Origin of the sequence: Cellulophaga sp. F20128, from assembly GCF_023015805.1 — a bacterium.
GTDB lineage: Bacteria > Bacteroidota > Bacteroidia > Flavobacteriales > Flavobacteriaceae > Cellulophaga.
This window is the reverse complement of sequence record NZ_JALKBA010000003.1, coordinates 102,731-121,119: the sequence shown is the minus strand read 5'-3', so window position 1 is coordinate 121,119 and position 18,389 is coordinate 102,731. Positions and strand designations below refer to the sequence as shown.

Genomic DNA, 18,389 nt, shown 5'->3' with positions numbered 1-18,389 from the left:
TTAGTTAGTTAATAAATTGTTAAGAGTAAATTTTACCCCAAGATATAAAATATTACCTAATATTATAAATTAATGTTAAAATATGGAAAGTAATTCGACTAACAACGAGTGCTTAAAGCTAAGTAACAGTAATAAACAGAGTTTAGCCAATAAAATAGGGCCAATAAAAATTAACCCCTTATGTTAAATTTATATGAAAAATATTGTTAAAATATATCCAAGACATTAATTAAAGTCCTCTTTTTTATTATTTCTTCAATATAGAAACCTCAGTGGTCCAATCGTGTGCTACTGACAAACTCTTTTGCATAAAAAAAGGAACTAATTCTCATTAGTTCCTCTTGTTAAATATATGTTATTATTTTAATTAAAATCTGGTAATAGTGATGTTTTAAAGGTAACATAATCATCCCTATAGTAAGAACTAGCATCTGTTCTCCAAAAAACAGGTGTTGTCCAATTATTCTGATCTATGACCTCTAAGAAAGCATCCGTATTATTAGATAACTCAGATGATGGATACATTAATCGTTCTGGCTGTGGCTTCATCACCTTTCCTTGAAATGTCATTGGTTCCAATTTTGGATGCCTTGTTCTTCTTAATTCACTCCACAATTCATTTGGACGTAATAAATTAAGGTGAATGTATTTTTGCTGCATAATAATTTCCATTTGATCATCAACCGCTCCTTCTGCATTAAAAGCATTTTTTACCTTATCAGCATATGAAGTAATGATTGTCGAACTTGGCTTGGTAGGTCTCACTAAACTTGCCCATGGCCCAGTTAAATCTGCTCCATAGTTACTTAATGAATTAAGGTAATACCAATAATCTGTTGAATGCATTACTGCATCCTTAATATGGTCACCAGCAGCTTTTCCTGTAGGTGCTATTTGTTTTGCTGCAACTTCGGCCAATAACAAATCTATCTCTGCCAACGTAAACATGTCTGCAGGAATATTGTTATGAATTAATGTTACATGGCTATACTGCGACTTTGAATTGTTTAATGAAGATTCCATTAAATTATCAGCAGCTGTATAATACCTATCCCCATCTACATAACCTTGATCTTGACCATCAGCATCCATAGACACACCTCTATAATCGTTATATTTAGTTGGTAATGCAATTACAGGAAGCCTTGGATCATCTATGGTTTCTTCATATTCTTGATTATGAAAATTCATTCTGTTCATAATCACGTTAGGAATGTGTAACACATATGATCTCTCATATAGGCCACGTTGCCATGTACCACCGCCTGGAAGAGATGAAGCTGCATCTATATGTGGTAAATTAAAACTTAAATCTTCAGTAGGTAAATTAGTCAACGCATCACTTATGTGTGATGCCGCAAACTGAGCATCCACTCCTGCTAATTTAACAGCAAAACGCAAACGCAAAGCATTGGCATACTGCACCCACTTATCAATATCACCTTCTAAGGCTATATCTTGCGTAGCCAAAATAGCTTTACCTTCTGATGACATTTTAGAAGCAATACCAGGTAACTCATCTGCTATAGACTTTAAATCATCCAATACCGCTTTATAAATTTCTTCTGGATCATCATAGGTTGTAAAAAACTCCCCCTGGGATCCCTTAAACGCATTCAAGTACGGGATTGAATTGTATAAATCTACATTTCTAAGGGCTCCCCAGTCTTTAACTATAGAAATTAGTTTAAAATAAACTACACTGTCGTCATATTGTTGTCCACTTTGTCCGTCAACTACATCTTGTATTAATCCCCAGTTTCGCATTCTTAGGTAATAGTCATTAAACCAATTGAATCCACTTTGGTCAAATCCATTACCATTCTGCAAATCATCATAATCTATAAACCACGAATATCTCGGAGTAATATAACGACTTGATATTTGAGCGTAACTTGGAATACCATTACCTCCTAGTTGCCACCAATACTCGCCATAATCCTTAATATAAAACTTGTACTGCAGCAAAGCATTAGTAAACATCCCAGATGCCAACTGATCTGACTCAGGCACATACTGCTGCGGGTTTTTAAACTCTTCTTCCAAAGTATCTTGACATGATGACAAGACAATCAAGGAAATCATTAATAACATTATTCTTTTCATAATATATATTTTTATTTTTTAGAAACTAACATTAAGTCCAAATCCTACTGAAACTGGGCTAGGATAAGCAGAGTCTTCTACCCATGAATCTGTACCTAAAGCAGATTCCGCATCTACATTCGGAATCGTTTTATATACATAAAGTAAATTCCTTGCCGTTAAGGAAACTGACAATTTCTGCAGCCCCATTTTATTTATAAAATCTCCAGGAAGTGAATAACTAACTGCTAACTCTCTCAGTTTAATATAATCATTTTTATACAACCCATCAGGTGCGTAATCTGTACCTAAATCATTGATATAGATTAAATTATACTCATAAACAGACAAAATTTTATCATTTTGAACATAAACTGGATTATCTTCTGTACCAGTATTCACAACTCCTTTGTTAATAACACCATCATGATAAACTCTTCCTTCTACAGCATCGGAAGGAGCTGCTTGGTCATGTTGCCAAGGAATTCTTTCCCCGCTAGCATTTTCATAATACGCTAAACCTCCATGATCTTCATCTCTAAACTCCAAAGTTTCCTTAGTTATCCCCATTCCTCTATAATAATAATTAGAACGTGAAAATATAGATGCTCCAAATTTATAATCTAATAAAACATGGAAATTAAATCCTTTAAAGAAGAAATCACTCGTAAGTCCACCAAAAATATCAGGAGTTGTATTGGCTACTGCTTTCAATTCTGATTTGTCCAAAATATAGTATCCTGAATTATCTACAACTCTATTTCCGCTATCATCCTTAAGATAATCGAACATTCTCAATTCACCAAAAGGTCTACCCTCTTCTGCAACCTGCACAATACTATTTCCAACAGATCCCGTTGTTTTTTGAGTTATACCAGGGTATAATTTTTTAACTTCAGATTGTTGCTTGGCAGCCGTTAAAGTAAGATCCCATCTATATTTTTTAGTGGCCAATACTGCACCTTTTAGCATAACTTCATATCCCCAGTTAGCTACATCCCCAGCATTAATCTTTATATCGCCTGCACCAGTAGTACTAGATAAAGGCACACCCATAATCTGATCGTATATATTATTATGGTAAAAAGAAAAACTAGTTTCTAACCTGCTATTTTCAAAGAAACGAGCATCAAAACCAACTTCAAATTCTCTTTTACGTTCTGGCTTTAAAGCTCCAGCAAACAATGACGACGGCGCACTAATAGACAAGGCATCGGTATTATTTACACCTCCAACACTATATGATCTGTTCGCAAAGTAACTTGAAACTCCTCCAGGAGCACCTCTACCAACATCTGCCCATCCAGCTCTAAATTTTCCAAATTCCATAAAAGGAATATCAAACGTATTTGTAAAATTCCAGCTTAAACCAATTCCAGGGTAGAAAAACGTATTATTCTCTGGTGGCAAAGTAGAAGACCAATCTTGTCTACCTTGTAACTCCAAATACAAATCATCATCCCAAGAAATTGTAGCAGAACCTAAGGCACTGTATAAAACCTGCGAAGCATAACTATGTCCTCTAACCCTTCCTCTTTGACTACCATCTGGCCAATCTTGCTCATTATTAAGTGACCAAAAGTCCGGAAATCTTAAATCTCCATAAGTAGCAACATTTATTCCAGTGTAGGCGACTTTTTTATACTCACCACCACCAAATGCAAATACTTTCATACGGTCATCTAAAAGACTAAATTCATAGTTTAACAAACCTCTGTAATTTTCAACTGTAGTATTATCACGACCATAAGCATACCTACCACCTACATTTTCTGGTTCATATCTTACAATTGGATTTTTAGTTGTAAAATCTGTATCTGTATAATCTATACCCGCTTGTCCAATAAAGGATAAATCATCTGTTAAATTAACAGTTGCTTTAATAGACCCTATTAAGTGAAATTTATCATCTAAATCACTATTTTCATTTTGCTCCCACAAAGCATCCATTAAATAAACTGGCGCAAATTGACCTGGCCATCCTCTATCTTCTGAATTAAACTTAGAACCATCTTCATTTTTGTACAAATCAGTAATAGCATTAAAATCATAATCTCTATTTATACCCCAAGCTACAATATTACCAAGATTAGGATTTCTGTTATGAGTCTTTATTTTATACAAATTTGTATTTACCTCTACATTCACAAAATCAGAAGGTCTCAATTGTCCACTAAAATTATAAACATGCTTTTTTTGAGAATTATTAGGCAACAAACCTTGATAATCTTGATTTGTATATGATAATCTCATACTTCCCTTCTCGTTACCTCCAGAAATTGCTACCGTATTCACTGTATTACTTCCTGTTCTAAATAAATCAAGATAATTATTAGGATATGCCTGATATGGACGAATAGAACCATCTAAAAACTGCAAAGGAGTTCCATCAAATTTTGGCCCATAATTGTACCTGGACCATACATTTTGTCTTGGCCCTTGACCACCACCTTCTAAGGTTTCATATTGCTCACTGTACTGGTTAGTCCCAGAACCGTATTCATTTTGAAAATCGATATAAGTACGTGGCATTTCAAAGGTAAATTGTGAGCTATAGCTCACCCCTAGCCCTTTGGTTTTTCCTCCTCTTTTAGTGGTAATCAAAACTACCCCATTGGCGCCTTCTCCACCATAAAGTACAGATGCCTTAGCTCCTTTTAAAATTTCTATAGAAGCAATGTCTTCTGGGTTAATATCGTTAATTCCCGAACCGTAATCAAATGAATTCAAAGGATCATATCCTCTAGACGCCATATTAGATCCTGTGTCATAAATTGGCATACCATCTACCACAAACAAAGGACGCGTATTGGCAGAAGATTCTAAACCAGCAGCTCCTCTAATCTTGATATCTACTGCTCCTGTAGGACCCGCTGCATTTGTGGTTATACCCACACCGGCTGCTTTACCATACATACTACTTACAGGGTTTGTAGATACACCTGCAACAGTCAGAGATTCCGCATCAATCTTACTTACAGCGTAGCCTAAAGATTTCTGATCTCTTTTAATACCTAAAGCCGTAACTACGATATCATCCAATTGCTCTGCATCTTCAACCATTGTTACATTAATAACAGATTTACTGCCTACTGAAATCTCTTGCAGCAATAAACCTATTGATGTAAATTCTAATACTGCAGAATTTCCTGATACCTTAATAGAAAATTTTCCATCAAAGTCTGTAGAAGTTCCGTTTTTTGTTCCTTTTTCCAAGACATTCACGCCCAATAGAGGAATTCCTTCTTCATCCGCCACCACACCTGTAACAGTTTTGTTTTGCGCCATTAGCCCATTTAAAAAGAGCAACATTGCAAACATTAATAAGTAATGAATTTTTTTGTTCATACTAATAGAGTTAAATTAAATAATAGTTAGTAAATCGTTAAGGATAAACCTATCCTTGGTAATAAAATTTAAGCTAAAATTATAAATTTATGTTAACGTACAGGACGTAATTCGACTAACAACTTTAGAGAAAAGCTATATAACATTTATAAACATTGTTTCACGCAAAAAAAAGGGACTAATAAAAATTAGCCCCTTAGGTAAAATTATTTGTTAAAATATATAAGAGACTTTAAATAAAAGTCAATTTATTTTTATTCCTTCAATTTAGAAACCTTAATTGTCCAAGCGTGTTCTACTGGCAAACTATTTTGCAGCTTTTCAGGAATAGCCACTATAAAACCGTTATCTTTTGCCTGCCATTTTAAACTAATAGTACTCCCCAATAAGGTAACCTTGGCATTTTTAACTGGTTGATGTGAGCTAATTACGATTTCAGATGGTACTTTATTCTCATTTTCTTTGGCTAGGTAAAAGAAATAGGTAGTACCATTGTCTTGCTGAGTTATACAAATATTATTCTCTTTGAATGGCGCTAAGGGCTTACTATTATATATTCCTTCCGCGTTTATTTTCATCCACTTCCCATACCCTTCTAAAAGATCGTAAGCACCTTGTTGCCAGGTTCCATCTGGTCCTGGGGCAACATTCAGCAAAAGATTACCTCCTTTGGCTACAACATCTATTAAGGTATGAATTCCTTGTTTTGGACTCATATAAGTAGCATCTGGTGTATAAGACCATCCACCCCCTGATATAATGCAAGATTCCCAAGGATATGGCAGTGTTTTTTCTGGCACTCTATTCTCTGGTGTTAAATAATTCTGATTCTTACCGTGAACAGCTCTATCTACAACGATAAGTCCGGGTTGTTCCTTACGGGCCTTAACCACAAGCTCATCCATCTTTATATCTTGATTAATATTGCGCTCTTTTATATACCCGTTTTCATTCCCCTTAAGTTGATTTGTATACCAATCGGCTATATCTTCAGCTGGTTTTTTAGCAACCCAACCGCCATCTAGCCACAGAATATCAATCTTCCCATAATCTGTCATTAATTCCATAATCTGATTGTGGGTGAAATTTACGTACTCTGCCCATTTTTCGGGATAGGCCTCTGGCTCATAATTTACGTTCCTATCTCTAGGCGGAAACTTAGGGTCCCAATAAGAATTCACATTCCAATCTGGCTTAGAAAAATAAGCACCAGCCCATAAGCCCTCATTTCTAAATGCATTAAAAATTTCCTTGGCAATGTTTGCTCTGGGGTTGCTTGAAAAAGCACAACCAGGATCCGTTACTTTATAATCCGTATACTTAGAATCGAACATTGAAAAACCATCGTGATGCTTGGTTGTAAACACAACGTATTTCATACCCGCATCTTTCGCTGCAGCCGCCCATTTTTCAGGGTTAAATTGAACGGGATTAAAGGTAGACTTTAACCCTTCGTATTCTTTTTTATAGGTATTATAATCTTCTGGATTAGAGCCCTTGGTTCTTTCGCACCAGCCGTATTCTTCTGGACATAGCGACCAAGATTCTACGATACCCCATTGACTATAGGAACCCCAATGCATTAATAAGCCAAATTTAATATCTTGCCATTGATCCAATTTCTCTAAAACCAATGGATCTGTTTCTGGAACATAACGTTCATCTTCATAAATTGCTTGAGCGTTACCCAATTGACAGATAGCTAGCAATACTAGCAAGTGTAAAATTTTACTTTTATTCCCTTGAAAAATTCTCATCATTCTATATTTAATTTAATTAACCATTATTTCATCCGCAAAAATCCAAGAAGGCAAGCCCGCCGCATGATGCCAATACGGTGTTTTGGTATTCTTTGCTTCAATTTTTAAATACCTCATATTTTTTGTTGCAAACTCAAAATCAAAGTATTTAATATCATTTACCTTACTTTTCTTATCTAAGGGCATTGTGTTATTAACTTCCCCTATTTTAGCGTAGGAAACCCCATCTAAGGAACCAAAATAACTCACAGTTTCTGGCAAAAATACAATATGATTGGTCACTTGTAAAAAAGCCAATGAAATTGAGCTTATGGCTTCGGTTTTCCCTAAATCTAAGACAACTTTCATATCATTCCCCTCAAAACCCAACCAGTTTGAATAAAAGCTACTTCCACCCAAAGCACCGTCTGTTAGTACCATTGGATTTTCATTTGCGTATTTCTTTGGTGTTGTCAGGGCTATTACATTTTTCCCTAAGGCTTTATTGGGTTTTTGTGAAATTTCCAAGGCAAGCATATAATTGGAATAATACTCTTTAACGGTAAACCCCATCTCATTCATTAGAGTTACATTATTACTGGCACAAGTCGCCTTAAAATCTTCTAATCGTTGTTTGGCCCTTGGGTTTATTTCCAAAGCGCCTCCTGTACCTTTCCTTGTTAAACTAAAATCATCAGAGATGTTTTTTCTGCTTGCCTCTAAAATTGCATAATCCAATCCTAGGCGAGCCATTTTTACGCGTGCTATTATTTTGGGCTTGGCAGCAACAGCCAGAAGCGCTTCCTTAAATAGTTCGCTATATTCTACCAGCAAATCTTTACTTAAATAAGACGAAAAGGCTTCCGATGGATCACCATACAGGAACAAAAAGAAATCCTTGTCTTCTTTTATTTTACTGTGGATTAGATCTACATACTGCTTTACATAAACACCTGCCTCCTCATAGTATCCGTCTGTAAATTCCGTAAGCAAATCATTAAAATCCAAATCGGGATTCCACAATAATTTAGCGGTGATATAAGACCGTAACTCAAACAAATCACTAGGGTGGTTACTATGTTGCTCAAAAACCCATTTTGCATTATTATCTCTAAACAATTGTATGTTGGATTGCAATGTATGTAGGTTGGGAAATGGGCTTAAAAAATTAGTGAATTGTGTTGTATAATCCCAAATTCTAATGTTATTAGAAATTTTGCCCCACCCTTTTAAATCATCAGCAAAATCTTTGCATTTCTCTTCAATGGGCGCACTTCTATCGCATTCAATAGAACACAATGTTATCAATACATTATCTAAAGGCTTAGTTTTACAAGGCTTACGGGTATATTGATAGGCCAATGTAGAAATTGTTTTCGTTGGAAATTCTGCAGCCACCTTATTCACAAATCGAATCATAGTACCAGACGGACTTCCTTCTTCCGTATCTATACGACTACAATCTTCACATTGACAATGTTGTTGATTGTCATCTTGACTCACAGACACCACGGTTGCTCCAGGGTATTTTTTAAACAACATAGCCACAGAATCTTTTACAATCTGCAGCACTTTTATATTGGTTAAACAAAGTTGTGTTGGCAATCTTTTATCGCCTCTTAAGGCATAATACTCCGGGTGAGATTTGTAATAATACTCCTCTGGCACAAACCTATGAAACGTATGCACTCTAGCTCCAGGCGCATAGTTTGGAAAGGCTTCATAGGTCACCTTTTGCTGATCTGCATAGGCGTGATTATCATAATATAATTTAGAGTGTACTGTACGAGTGGTTATCTCTGGCTTGTAGGTATATTCAATTGGATTCACAACCAATTTATCTTTCTTAGGCAAAACCTCAACATTGGGAGCATACCACTTACAACCCAACTGATTTTCTAAAAAAGAATACACAGCATCTCTTGTAGCAGCATCAGACCCTCCTGAAATAAAAATATTTTTATTTTCTGTTTTTATAGAAATCGCATGTCCTTCTAAAACATCTGAATCCAATGTTCCAACGTAAATTTTAGAGGCTGCAAAGCCTTGAGAACTTTCATCAGTAATTGGGAGTTTTACCGCTGTAATTTTAAAAATATAATCCTGAATAAGTTGCGCCGATTGATACTGACTCTCCGTTGCATCTCCCCTATAAACAATTTCATAATTGGAGGCTCCATTAGCCACTATTACTAGCTCCTCTGTTGTTTCTGTACACGATTGAAAAAGCACCATTGAAACAATTAAAAATACAAGAAGTACACTTTTTCTATTCTTCATAAGATTCAATTGTTTTCGTTGGTATTTGCCTTATTCCAAAATTATTTCCAATTCTTTGGCTGACAACAATTCCTCATGGTCAATAAAATAACTCGGGTGATTTTTAGTATTTAGTTTGATCTCCTTTATCTTTCCTGAGGTATTCCCGCTCTTTGTAATGATCAACTTATCATTTTTATAGTATTTCTGATCCAAATGAATGGTCACCGAATCAAACCTCGGCGTTGTAATGGTATACACAGGCATAGCTGGGCTAACGGGGTAAATACCCATCATTGCATAAACTAACCAAGCAGACATAGTACCCGTATCATCATTCCCTGGTAAACCACCTGGTGTATTGGTAAAATATTCATTGATTAATTGCTGTACCTTTTCTTGGGTTTTCCATTCGTCTCCCTTGCTATAATTGTACAAAAACGGATAGGCAATATCTGGTTCATTCGCCATATCATACTGCTTGTTATCAAAAATATAATCCAAATGCTGTACAAATTGTTTTTTACCCCCCATTAATTTTAACAAGCCTTTTATATCATGGGGCACCATAAAGGCATACTGCCAAGCATTCCCCTCTATATATCCCACATTTTTTTCAAAATTAGCTCCTTTATAGGGGTCAAATGGTGTATACCAACTACCGTCACTATTTTTTGGACGCATTAGTTTTAACTCCTTATCAAACAACTTTCTATAGGATAAGGATTGATTATAAAACTTTTTATGATCTTCAGGTTTACCCAATTGTTTTGCCAATTGTGAAATGGCAAAATCTGAAATATTGTATTCTTCCGTTGTAGAAACCGATCCTCCTGTTCCTCCATCAACACTGAGGTAACCATTGGCCCAATATTCTTTAACTCCAGGACGTAAGGGATTATTTTCTAACTGGGTAGATCCTTTTACCATAGCTTCATAAGCCTTATTGACATCAAAATCTTGAATACCACGCAAATAAGTATCGGCGATCACCACCGAAGCAGGGTCTCCCACCATTGTAAAGGTTTCTGTGGAATTCAATTCCCATTTGGGCAACCAACCATTTTCATCATACATAGACAACATGGTTTTTACCATATTAGACTGTTGCGCAGGATACAGCATACTCATTAACTGGTGGTAGTTTCTATAGGTATCCCAAAGTGAGAAAACCGTATATCGCGTACCCTTAGTATTTCCAATTTTCCCCGTTGCTATCTCTGGATAATCCCCATTGTAGTCATTTAAGGTATTTGGATGAATTTGAGTGTGGTATAAGGCTGTATAAAATATTGTTTTATCGTCTTCAGTACCGCCGCTGACTTCTACATTAGACAAAGATGTGTTCCAAGCCTTTTTAGTGGTTGCATAAATGGCATCAAAATTTTTGCCGGTGGTTTCCTTTTCTAAATTCTCTCTTGCATTTTCAATACTCACATAAGACACCCCTATTTTAACCTCTACTGCAGTTGGTTCTTTAAAATCATAACGCATAAACGCCCCAATACTATCTCCTACAACTTCCTTAGTATATCCTTCCATTAAGCGCGTCTTGCCGTTATACCCCATCCATTGCGCCTCTACCCCATCATAGGTATATGGCTTTTTCCAAGCACCAAAGGATGCCGCTGGTTTAGAAAATTGAGCCACAAAATAAACCGGATAGGCTTGTTCTGGGCTATTGTAGCAAAAGGATCCAACGGTGCGCATACCTTCTATTTCCGTTGGCGATACAATTTTCACCATTGCCCCCTGCTCATTGGTTAAACCCAATCCTAAATTCAATAAAATATTAGATTTCCCTGCTGGAAAAGAATACCTGGATATCCCTGTTCTTGTCGTTGCAGTTAACTCCGTTTTTACATTGTATTTTGATAAATTAACGGAATAATAACCCGCTTTGGAAACCTCATCAGTATAGGTTGTTCCGTAATCTAAATGATTTGTTTTTAGTTCCCCTGTTGTGGGCATGGCTAGTATGACTCCTAAATCTGGACAACCAACACCACTTAAATTCACATGGGTAAATCCGGTTAAAAATGTATTTTGTTTTACATAAGGGTTAGACAGCCAACCTTTGTCTTTTTCAATAGCCACATTAAATGGAGATACGCTCGCCATTCCTCTAGGTGCAATAGCGCCGGGATTTGTTGCCCCATAGTTAGAGGTTCCAATAAACGGATTTACATAATCCACGGGTTCTTGTCCTATTGCAAAATTGGCAACAAGAGCAAAAAGAAAAAGAATCTTAAATTTCATAACTGTACATTTTTATAATGTTCTTCTATTCTACTACAATCTCATCCACAAACAGCCATGATCCTCCTCCATTTGGTGCACTTCCCAAATTAGTTGCTATTACTTTAACATAACGGTTTTGGCTTGCCTCAAAAGAAATTTCAAAATCCTTAAGTTCTGTATCGCCATTTGATACGTAGGCTCTAGTAATTGCCCCTACACTCGTATACTTCTTACCATCTTTAGAAACAAATGCCTCAACTTTGGTTGGGAAATATATTCCAGAGCCTTGCGCTTCCATTGCACCTACGGAAATTTTAGATATTTCTGTATCATTTTCCATATCTATAACTACCTCCATATTATTCCCTAACCAAGCTTGCCATTGTCCGTCATGAAAGTGTTTAGACCCTCGCAGAACGTTGACCATACCTACTTCTTTTGCTCCTTGGTAACTTTTGTGATACTGTTCCTTATAGCTTACTTTTTTACCAGCTGCCTTATGATAATTAATGTACTTTGCTAAAACAGGCCCCAACAGCTTATTATCCTCGAACATAGCTGCTTTAATGCTGGTAGATGAAGAAATTTGAAAAGGCGCTGTATATTTTATAGAAGTTGTATCTAGATCGCTACCATCCAAAGAATACCGTATATCAGAACCAGGAAACTCATTTTTTAAGGTAACCAGTAAACTTCCTTTTGCCAAATCGATTTCTGTGTTTGCTGTAATTTGATAGGCACTTTTAGCATAATTGATACCCATAACATCATACCGTTTAAACAAACCTTTAACCCGCTTTGAAAAATCGGTCCAATCTTTACTTTCTTTGGGACTCCAAACAGCTTCAGACATGGCTGCTAACCTTGGAAAAATCATATATTCAGACTGTTGTGTGGTTGGTATGTATTCTGCCCACAGATTTGCTTGTCCGCCTAAAACGTGTTTTTCTTGTGCAGGCGTCATACCTTCAACGACCGGATCAAATTGATACACTTTACTTAAAGGCAAATACCCACCCCAAGCCAAAGGCTCTTGATCTTGATCGCCTTGATAATGATCAAAATAACAATGAGACCCAGGTGTCATCACCACATCATGGCCTTCGGCAGAAGCCTCCAAGCCACCTTTTACACCACGCCAACTCATTACTGTTGCCCCCGGAGCTAAGCCTCCTTCCAAGATCTCATCCCAGCCTATTAAAATTCGGTCGTTGGAACTTATAAAACGTTCCATTCTTTTTATAAAATAACTCTGCAATTCCTCTACACTTTCCAGGTTTTCTGACTGTATTCGCGCCTGACAGTGATCACAAGTTTTCCAATTGGTTTTGGTTGCCTCATCACCACCTACGTGGATATATTTTGACGGAAACAATGCCATAACTTCTGTTAGAACATCTTCTAAAAAAGTAAAGGTAGTTTCCTTGCCTGGGCAATAAATATCTGTAATTGGCCATACACCTCCTGAAGGCACCATAATTTCATTTTCAAGGCATGAAAGTATGGGATAGGCAGCAACTGCACTACTTACATGCGCTGGCATTTCTATTTCAGGAACTACTGTAATTCCTCTTGCTGTAGCATAGGCTACAACCTCCTTTATTTCTTCCTGAGTGTAAAACCCACCATAGGTAGCTTCCGTACCAAGGGCTGCATTAGGCCTTGTATTCCAGCTTTTATCCTCTTGATCTACTCTAAACCCACCTACCTCTGTAAGTTTTGGATATTTTTTAATTTCAATACGCCATCCTTGATCATCAACCAAATGCCAATGTAACGTATTCATCTTAAGCATCGCCATACGATCTATAGTACGTTTTATGTATGCTGTATCAAAAAAATGACGGGATACATCTAACATTAAACCACGCCACTTAAAACGAGGGGCATCCGAAACCTCAACGTTGGGTATGACCCACTCTTCATCTTCAACTAGAACACTGCCTTCAAAAGTAGCGGGCAATAATTGTTTAATAGTTTCCAAAGCGTAAACAAAACCGTTTCTTCCCTTTGCTGAAATAATAATTTCAGACCCCTTTACCACAAGGGTATACCCTTCGTCCTCAAGCGTATCATCTACAACAAATTGCAGGAAATTTTTTGCCGGCAATTTATCCGACACTTCCATTGTAAAACCAGAAACTTTAGCGAAATCCTCAGAAAAAGACTGAGCTGTTTGCTGTTGATCTGAATGTGCTACCAATTTTGTTTTGCCCGTAAATTGAAAAGTACCATCCGTAAGTTTCATAGCAACTGGCTTTGGAATAACAGAAAGATCTGCTTCCGTAAAAATTTTCTTTGTTTTCTGATCGCAACTAGCCAACAGAACTAGGGCAACAAGTACTATTAAATTTATGAAATTCTTCATCTTATAAAGTTAGTTTATTTTTAAGCTTTTTAATCACAGCTAAGTGCTCCTCTTTAAGTGCTCCCCCGTCAAAGAAAGAAACACCCTTAGCCCCATTTTCTTTAGCTAATACAATTGCCTCTTCCAATTCTTCTGCAGACATCCCTGGGATGTAAATACCAGTATGCAATTCTGTATTTGTGTTTTTTAAATCTTTAACACCCTGACCGGTTGCATATCCTATCCAATCAATTTCTTCATTATAAAAACCGTGATATATCATGGGTAATACTTTATCAATATTCCATTTATCCCAACGTTGACGCACCATATGGTCTGCCATTTCTGGATATGGAAATACAGCGGCTGTTAAAATTTTATTATTTTTGTGTGCTATTTCATAGGCAGCATCTACAATATCCTTTACCTTATTTAATCGAAAATTCTTCCACTCCATATCAATAGCTGGGTTTTCGAAATCTTTTGGATTTTTATGATGTTCTTTTTCGAAGGTTTCCAAACAAACATCACAATAACAGAAATCAAATTCTGGCAATTCAGTTTCTTGTTTCAAATTATATTTAGGCAATAATCCTATAGGTAAATAGATATCAGAATATCTAATATAATCTAAATGCACACTTGCAACCCCTTCTACCTTAGCCAAACCTTCTACCAAACTTAAAATATGGGCCTTTGATTCTGCCCGTGTTGGACACAACCATTTGTAGTATCCTACATATGGAGGCTCATCATAACAAGATTTTCCATCACGACTAACAGCAAACCACTCTGGATGTTCATTGGCAATTTTATCACCAGGTCTATTAATTGTAAACATCCATGCATGAACTTCTAAACCTTCTTTCTTTGCTATTGGTGTTATACGTGCTAAAAGTTCCGCATCTGTACCCGTATTAATTAGGACATCATTAATACCATTGGCCTTGTATTTTGCAAATTCTTGTTGGTAAGCTTCATCTGACTTTTTAGCATTAGCACTAGTCCAGGTCCAAAATTGAAATTCATCTTTTACAATGTCTTCAACTAAATTTTCTTCTTTAGTAGATTCCTTAAAATCACAAGAAACCATTGTAAATCCTATTAAAATACTACAAATAAATAGCTTACTTTTTTTCTTCATTACTACTAAATTTTCCATCTTCCTTAATTATTAATGTTTTGTTTGTAAATGGACTTATGGCCCAAATATTCCAACCCGATCTATGTTTCTCAACTTTTGGCACAATTAATTTACCTAAAACTTCTTTTGATTCTAATACCATACTACTCGTAGAACTTTTACTTATTTGATGTCGAGTACTGTAATACAAATCATACAAATACCACTTAATATACTCATCTTTGGGAATTTCCCACTCAAAACCATCATCAACTTTCTTATCGGAAAAATAAACATATCCCCACTTATTAGGTTTATGCATACTAATTACTCCTTGCGGGGACCACACCCAATTGTACTCTGGTAGCTTCTTACCTTGATCGTCCTTCTTTTTCTGATATTCGCCATTTTCTATGGTATGATCCCAATGGACTCTTGAAAAATTAACACGCCAAAATTTATTTGCAGGTATTCTTCTTACATTACTTGTTTCTAGTAAAGCTGTCCATGGAATAGCAATTTCAATGGTCCAATAGGTATCAATATCAGCGCTATTATTCAAGGTGCCTTTTACGTCAACTGCAGTTTTTAACCCTTTAATATCCCAATTATTCACAACAACACCGCCTTGCCCGTATGGCTTAGTCAGCAATAAATCCCACACCGTATTTAAGGCATTTATCTCAAATTCTAAATAATTATGAGTATCTCCCGTAGGGTCAACAAAGATTTCAAAATCGTTATTATGAAATATTACAGCATCACGCTTGGTAATATCTCCCCAAACATGTGGCTCTTTTAGCTTGGCGAAAAAATACAAATACTTGGCATCCCAAACCATTTTTACCTGTGTCTTGTACTTGGGTATTTTCTCTCCTTCAATATCTATAAAATAATCTGTCCACTGAACGCCATTCCAAGATTTATCATCATCCTTACCATCTATTCTTAAACTATCTTCTACATAATGTGCAATATATTGCTTTGGAATTTCTTGTGAAAACAAAGAAAAACTACTGAAACATAAAACACAAAGAAGTAGGTTATTAATTTTTTGATTTAAGTGGTTATTTTTATTCATATTCTTATACTAAAAGTAATAATTAGATATACTTACCGAATTCTAATTACTATTTGATTTTTTTTTTTTAATTTTCGAAGGTTCTTTTCTGTACCATTCTATACAGACTTGTGTTATTTCTTAGGGTGTTGCATTTTATAGTATAAATATTTCATTTTTTATCTATACCAAAAATAAATTTAGACCAATAACGGTTGGTTTATGCTAAACGATTAAATGAAACAGACAAGAAATAACGAATTTATAGCAATGAGTACAAATAACAATATTGGATCTTTTATCAAGGGTAATTCTTCAAAAAGTTTTGATGTAAATTATAAGCATCATATCATTTTTTGGCTTATCTATTTTATATTCAATATGCTACGATATAGCAACATTCACCAAGACTATGCCCTGTCTTTAAAAATGAACTTAATTGGCTTCCCCATTCACATGTCTATCGCGTATTTTAATGTGTACTACCTCATGCCCAAATTTGTATTTCAAAAAAAATACTATAGGTATGCTTTTTTTGTAGTACTCACTTTGTTTGTTATGTTATTGGTAAAATACTTTGCAACCTATATTTTAATTGGTCCAGATGTATGGCCAGAAGGGCCAGAGGAATTACAAGGATTAACACTTAACTATGCAATAACTACAATGGTAGGCGAATTATATGTTTCATCTTTTGTCGCTGCCATAAAACTTACCATAGACTGGCTCAAAGAACACAGTAAATTACACGAATTAGAAAAAAGACAACTGAGTACTGAACTGCGGTTTTTACGCTCACAAATATCCCCGCATTTCTTTTTTAACACCTTGAACAATATTTACTCCTTAACTTTAGAAAAATCGAACAAAGCACCAGAAGTTATCTTAAAACTCTCTGAGTTAATGCGCTATTTACTCTATGCCACCAAAAAGAACAAACAGGATTTAAAAAGCGAAATAGACTGTATTCATAACTATCTAGACCTAGAACGACTCCGTTTTGATGATTCTTTAGATATAAACATTTCCATTTCTGGAGATTTGGAAAATAAAACCATTTCACCCATGCTCCTAATTCCCCTAATTGAAAATTGTTTTAAACATGGGGCCAGTAAAAACATTGGAGATATGACTATTAATATAGATATAAAAGTAAGTGGAGATTTTCTTCATTTTAAAGTTTCCAATACCATTCCGAATAAATCCCCCGTAAAAACACTTCCAACCACAAGCGGCGGTATTGGTCTTAGCAATGTAAAAAAACGCCTAGAATTAGGGTATAAGAAAGAAGACTTCAACCTAACCATTTTTGAAAAAGAAAACATGTTTAATGTAATTCTAAAACTTAGAGTATGACCAAATTAAGAACCATAATTATTGATGATGAACCACTTGCGATTAATGTATTAAAAAATTATGTTTCTCAAATAAAGGAATTAGATTTAATCGAAACATTTTCTAATGCGGTAGCAGCGGCTACCTACGTTCAAAACAACAAAATTGACATTATCTTTTTAGATATTAATATGCCTATTTTGGACGGTTTGGATTTTTTGAAAAATTTACAAATAAAACCAATGGTTGTTATGACCACGGCCCATGAAGAATATGCGCTAACAAGTTATGAACTACAAGCCATAGACTATTTGGTAAAACCCATTCCTTTCCCAAGATTTTTACAGGCAGTTCAGCGCATTATTGAATTAAAACAAAACAGCTCCAATCTATCTACAACCGAAAATCCAAGTATTTTTATAAAAATTGACAAAAAGAAATTACAGAAAATATTTTTGGATGATATTTTGGTCATTGAAAGCTTAAAAGATTACATCCGCATAAAAACTACCTCAGAAAAATATATTATTCACCGAACATTGAGTAGTTTCACTGATGAATTACCAAGTGATAAGTTTTCAAGAATACACAGGTCGTATACTGTATCTATTGCCAAGGTTACTGCAATAGAAGGGAATAGCTTAGAAATTGGAGGAATTCGATACACCATTGGCAGAAGTTATTTAAATGATGTGAAACAGACCTTGCTCGGAGAATCTTGAACTTCACCGATAGATTCTTAATGTAAAACATCCATGGTTGTTTTTTATATATTTAAACTACGGCTATTGGTTATTGGTCGATAATTATTGCTTGCCTATAAAATATAGGTCATATTTAATACTCGTTTCT

At 35.5% G+C, this 18,389-nt stretch carries 10 protein-coding genes; 2 read left to right on the top strand and 8 right to left on the bottom strand.

Annotated elements, in window-relative coordinates:
- Nucleotides 1–363 precede the first annotated feature (363 nt).
- From MWU65_RS04575 to MWU65_RS04540, 8 genes are all read right to left on the bottom strand, one after another.
- A complete protein-coding gene (locus MWU65_RS04575; RefSeq protein WP_247075997.1) occupies nt 364–2,106 on the bottom strand; it encodes a SusD/RagB family nutrient-binding outer membrane lipoprotein in 1,743 nt (580 codons plus the stop codon).
- Nucleotides 2,107–2,124: 18 nt separating this feature from the next.
- Entirely contained in the window at nt 2,125–5,433 is a 3,309-nt protein-coding gene (locus tag MWU65_RS04570; RefSeq protein ID WP_247075996.1) for a SusC/RagA family TonB-linked outer membrane protein, read from the bottom strand.
- Nucleotides 5,434–5,687: 254 nt separating this feature from the next.
- Nucleotides 5,688–7,193 (bottom strand): alpha-L-fucosidase, encoded by a 1,506-nt coding sequence (locus MWU65_RS04565; RefSeq protein WP_247075995.1) that lies wholly within the window; start codon nt 7,191–7,193, stop codon nt 5,688–5,690.
- Nucleotides 7,194–7,205: 12 nt separating this feature from the next.
- Nucleotides 7,206–9,452 (bottom strand): DUF4838 domain-containing protein, encoded by a 2,247-nt coding sequence (locus MWU65_RS04560; RefSeq protein WP_247075994.1) that lies wholly within the window; start codon nt 9,450–9,452, stop codon nt 7,206–7,208.
- A 30-nt stretch (nt 9,453–9,482) separates the two neighbouring features.
- Nucleotides 9,483–11,690, bottom strand: coding sequence for a GH92 family glycosyl hydrolase (locus MWU65_RS04555; protein ID WP_247075993.1), 2,208 nt, complete (start codon nt 11,688–11,690; stop codon nt 9,483–9,485).
- A gap of 25 nt (nt 11,691–11,715) precedes the next feature.
- A complete protein-coding gene (locus MWU65_RS04550; RefSeq protein ID WP_247075992.1) occupies nt 11,716–14,040 on the bottom strand; it encodes a family 20 glycosylhydrolase in 2,325 nt (774 codons plus the stop codon).
- A 1-nt stretch (nt 14,041) separates the two neighbouring features.
- A complete protein-coding gene (locus MWU65_RS04545; RefSeq protein WP_247075991.1) occupies nt 14,042–15,163 on the bottom strand; it encodes a family 10 glycosylhydrolase in 1,122 nt (373 codons plus the stop codon).
- Entirely contained in the window at nt 15,147–16,223 is a 1,077-nt protein-coding gene (locus MWU65_RS04540; RefSeq protein WP_247075990.1) for a carbohydrate-binding family 9-like protein, read from the bottom strand. The genes MWU65_RS04545 and MWU65_RS04540 overlap by 17 nt, the downstream gene beginning before the upstream one ends.
- A 216-nt stretch (nt 16,224–16,439) precedes the next feature.
- Here MWU65_RS04540 and MWU65_RS04535 point away from each other — a divergent pair, with 216 nt between their 5' ends.
- Both MWU65_RS04535 and MWU65_RS04530 read left to right on the top strand, forming a co-directional pair.
- Complete coding sequence (locus tag MWU65_RS04535; RefSeq protein WP_348646020.1) at nt 16,440–17,558, top strand: histidine kinase; 1,119 nt, start codon at nt 16,440–16,442, stop codon at nt 17,556–17,558.
- A complete protein-coding gene (locus MWU65_RS04530) occupies nt 17,555–18,259 on the top strand; it encodes a response regulator transcription factor (protein ID WP_247075989.1) in 705 nt (234 codons plus the stop codon). Before MWU65_RS04535 ends, MWU65_RS04530 begins: the two co-directional genes overlap by 4 nt.
- The last annotated feature ends 130 nt before the right edge of the window (nt 18,260–18,389 follow it).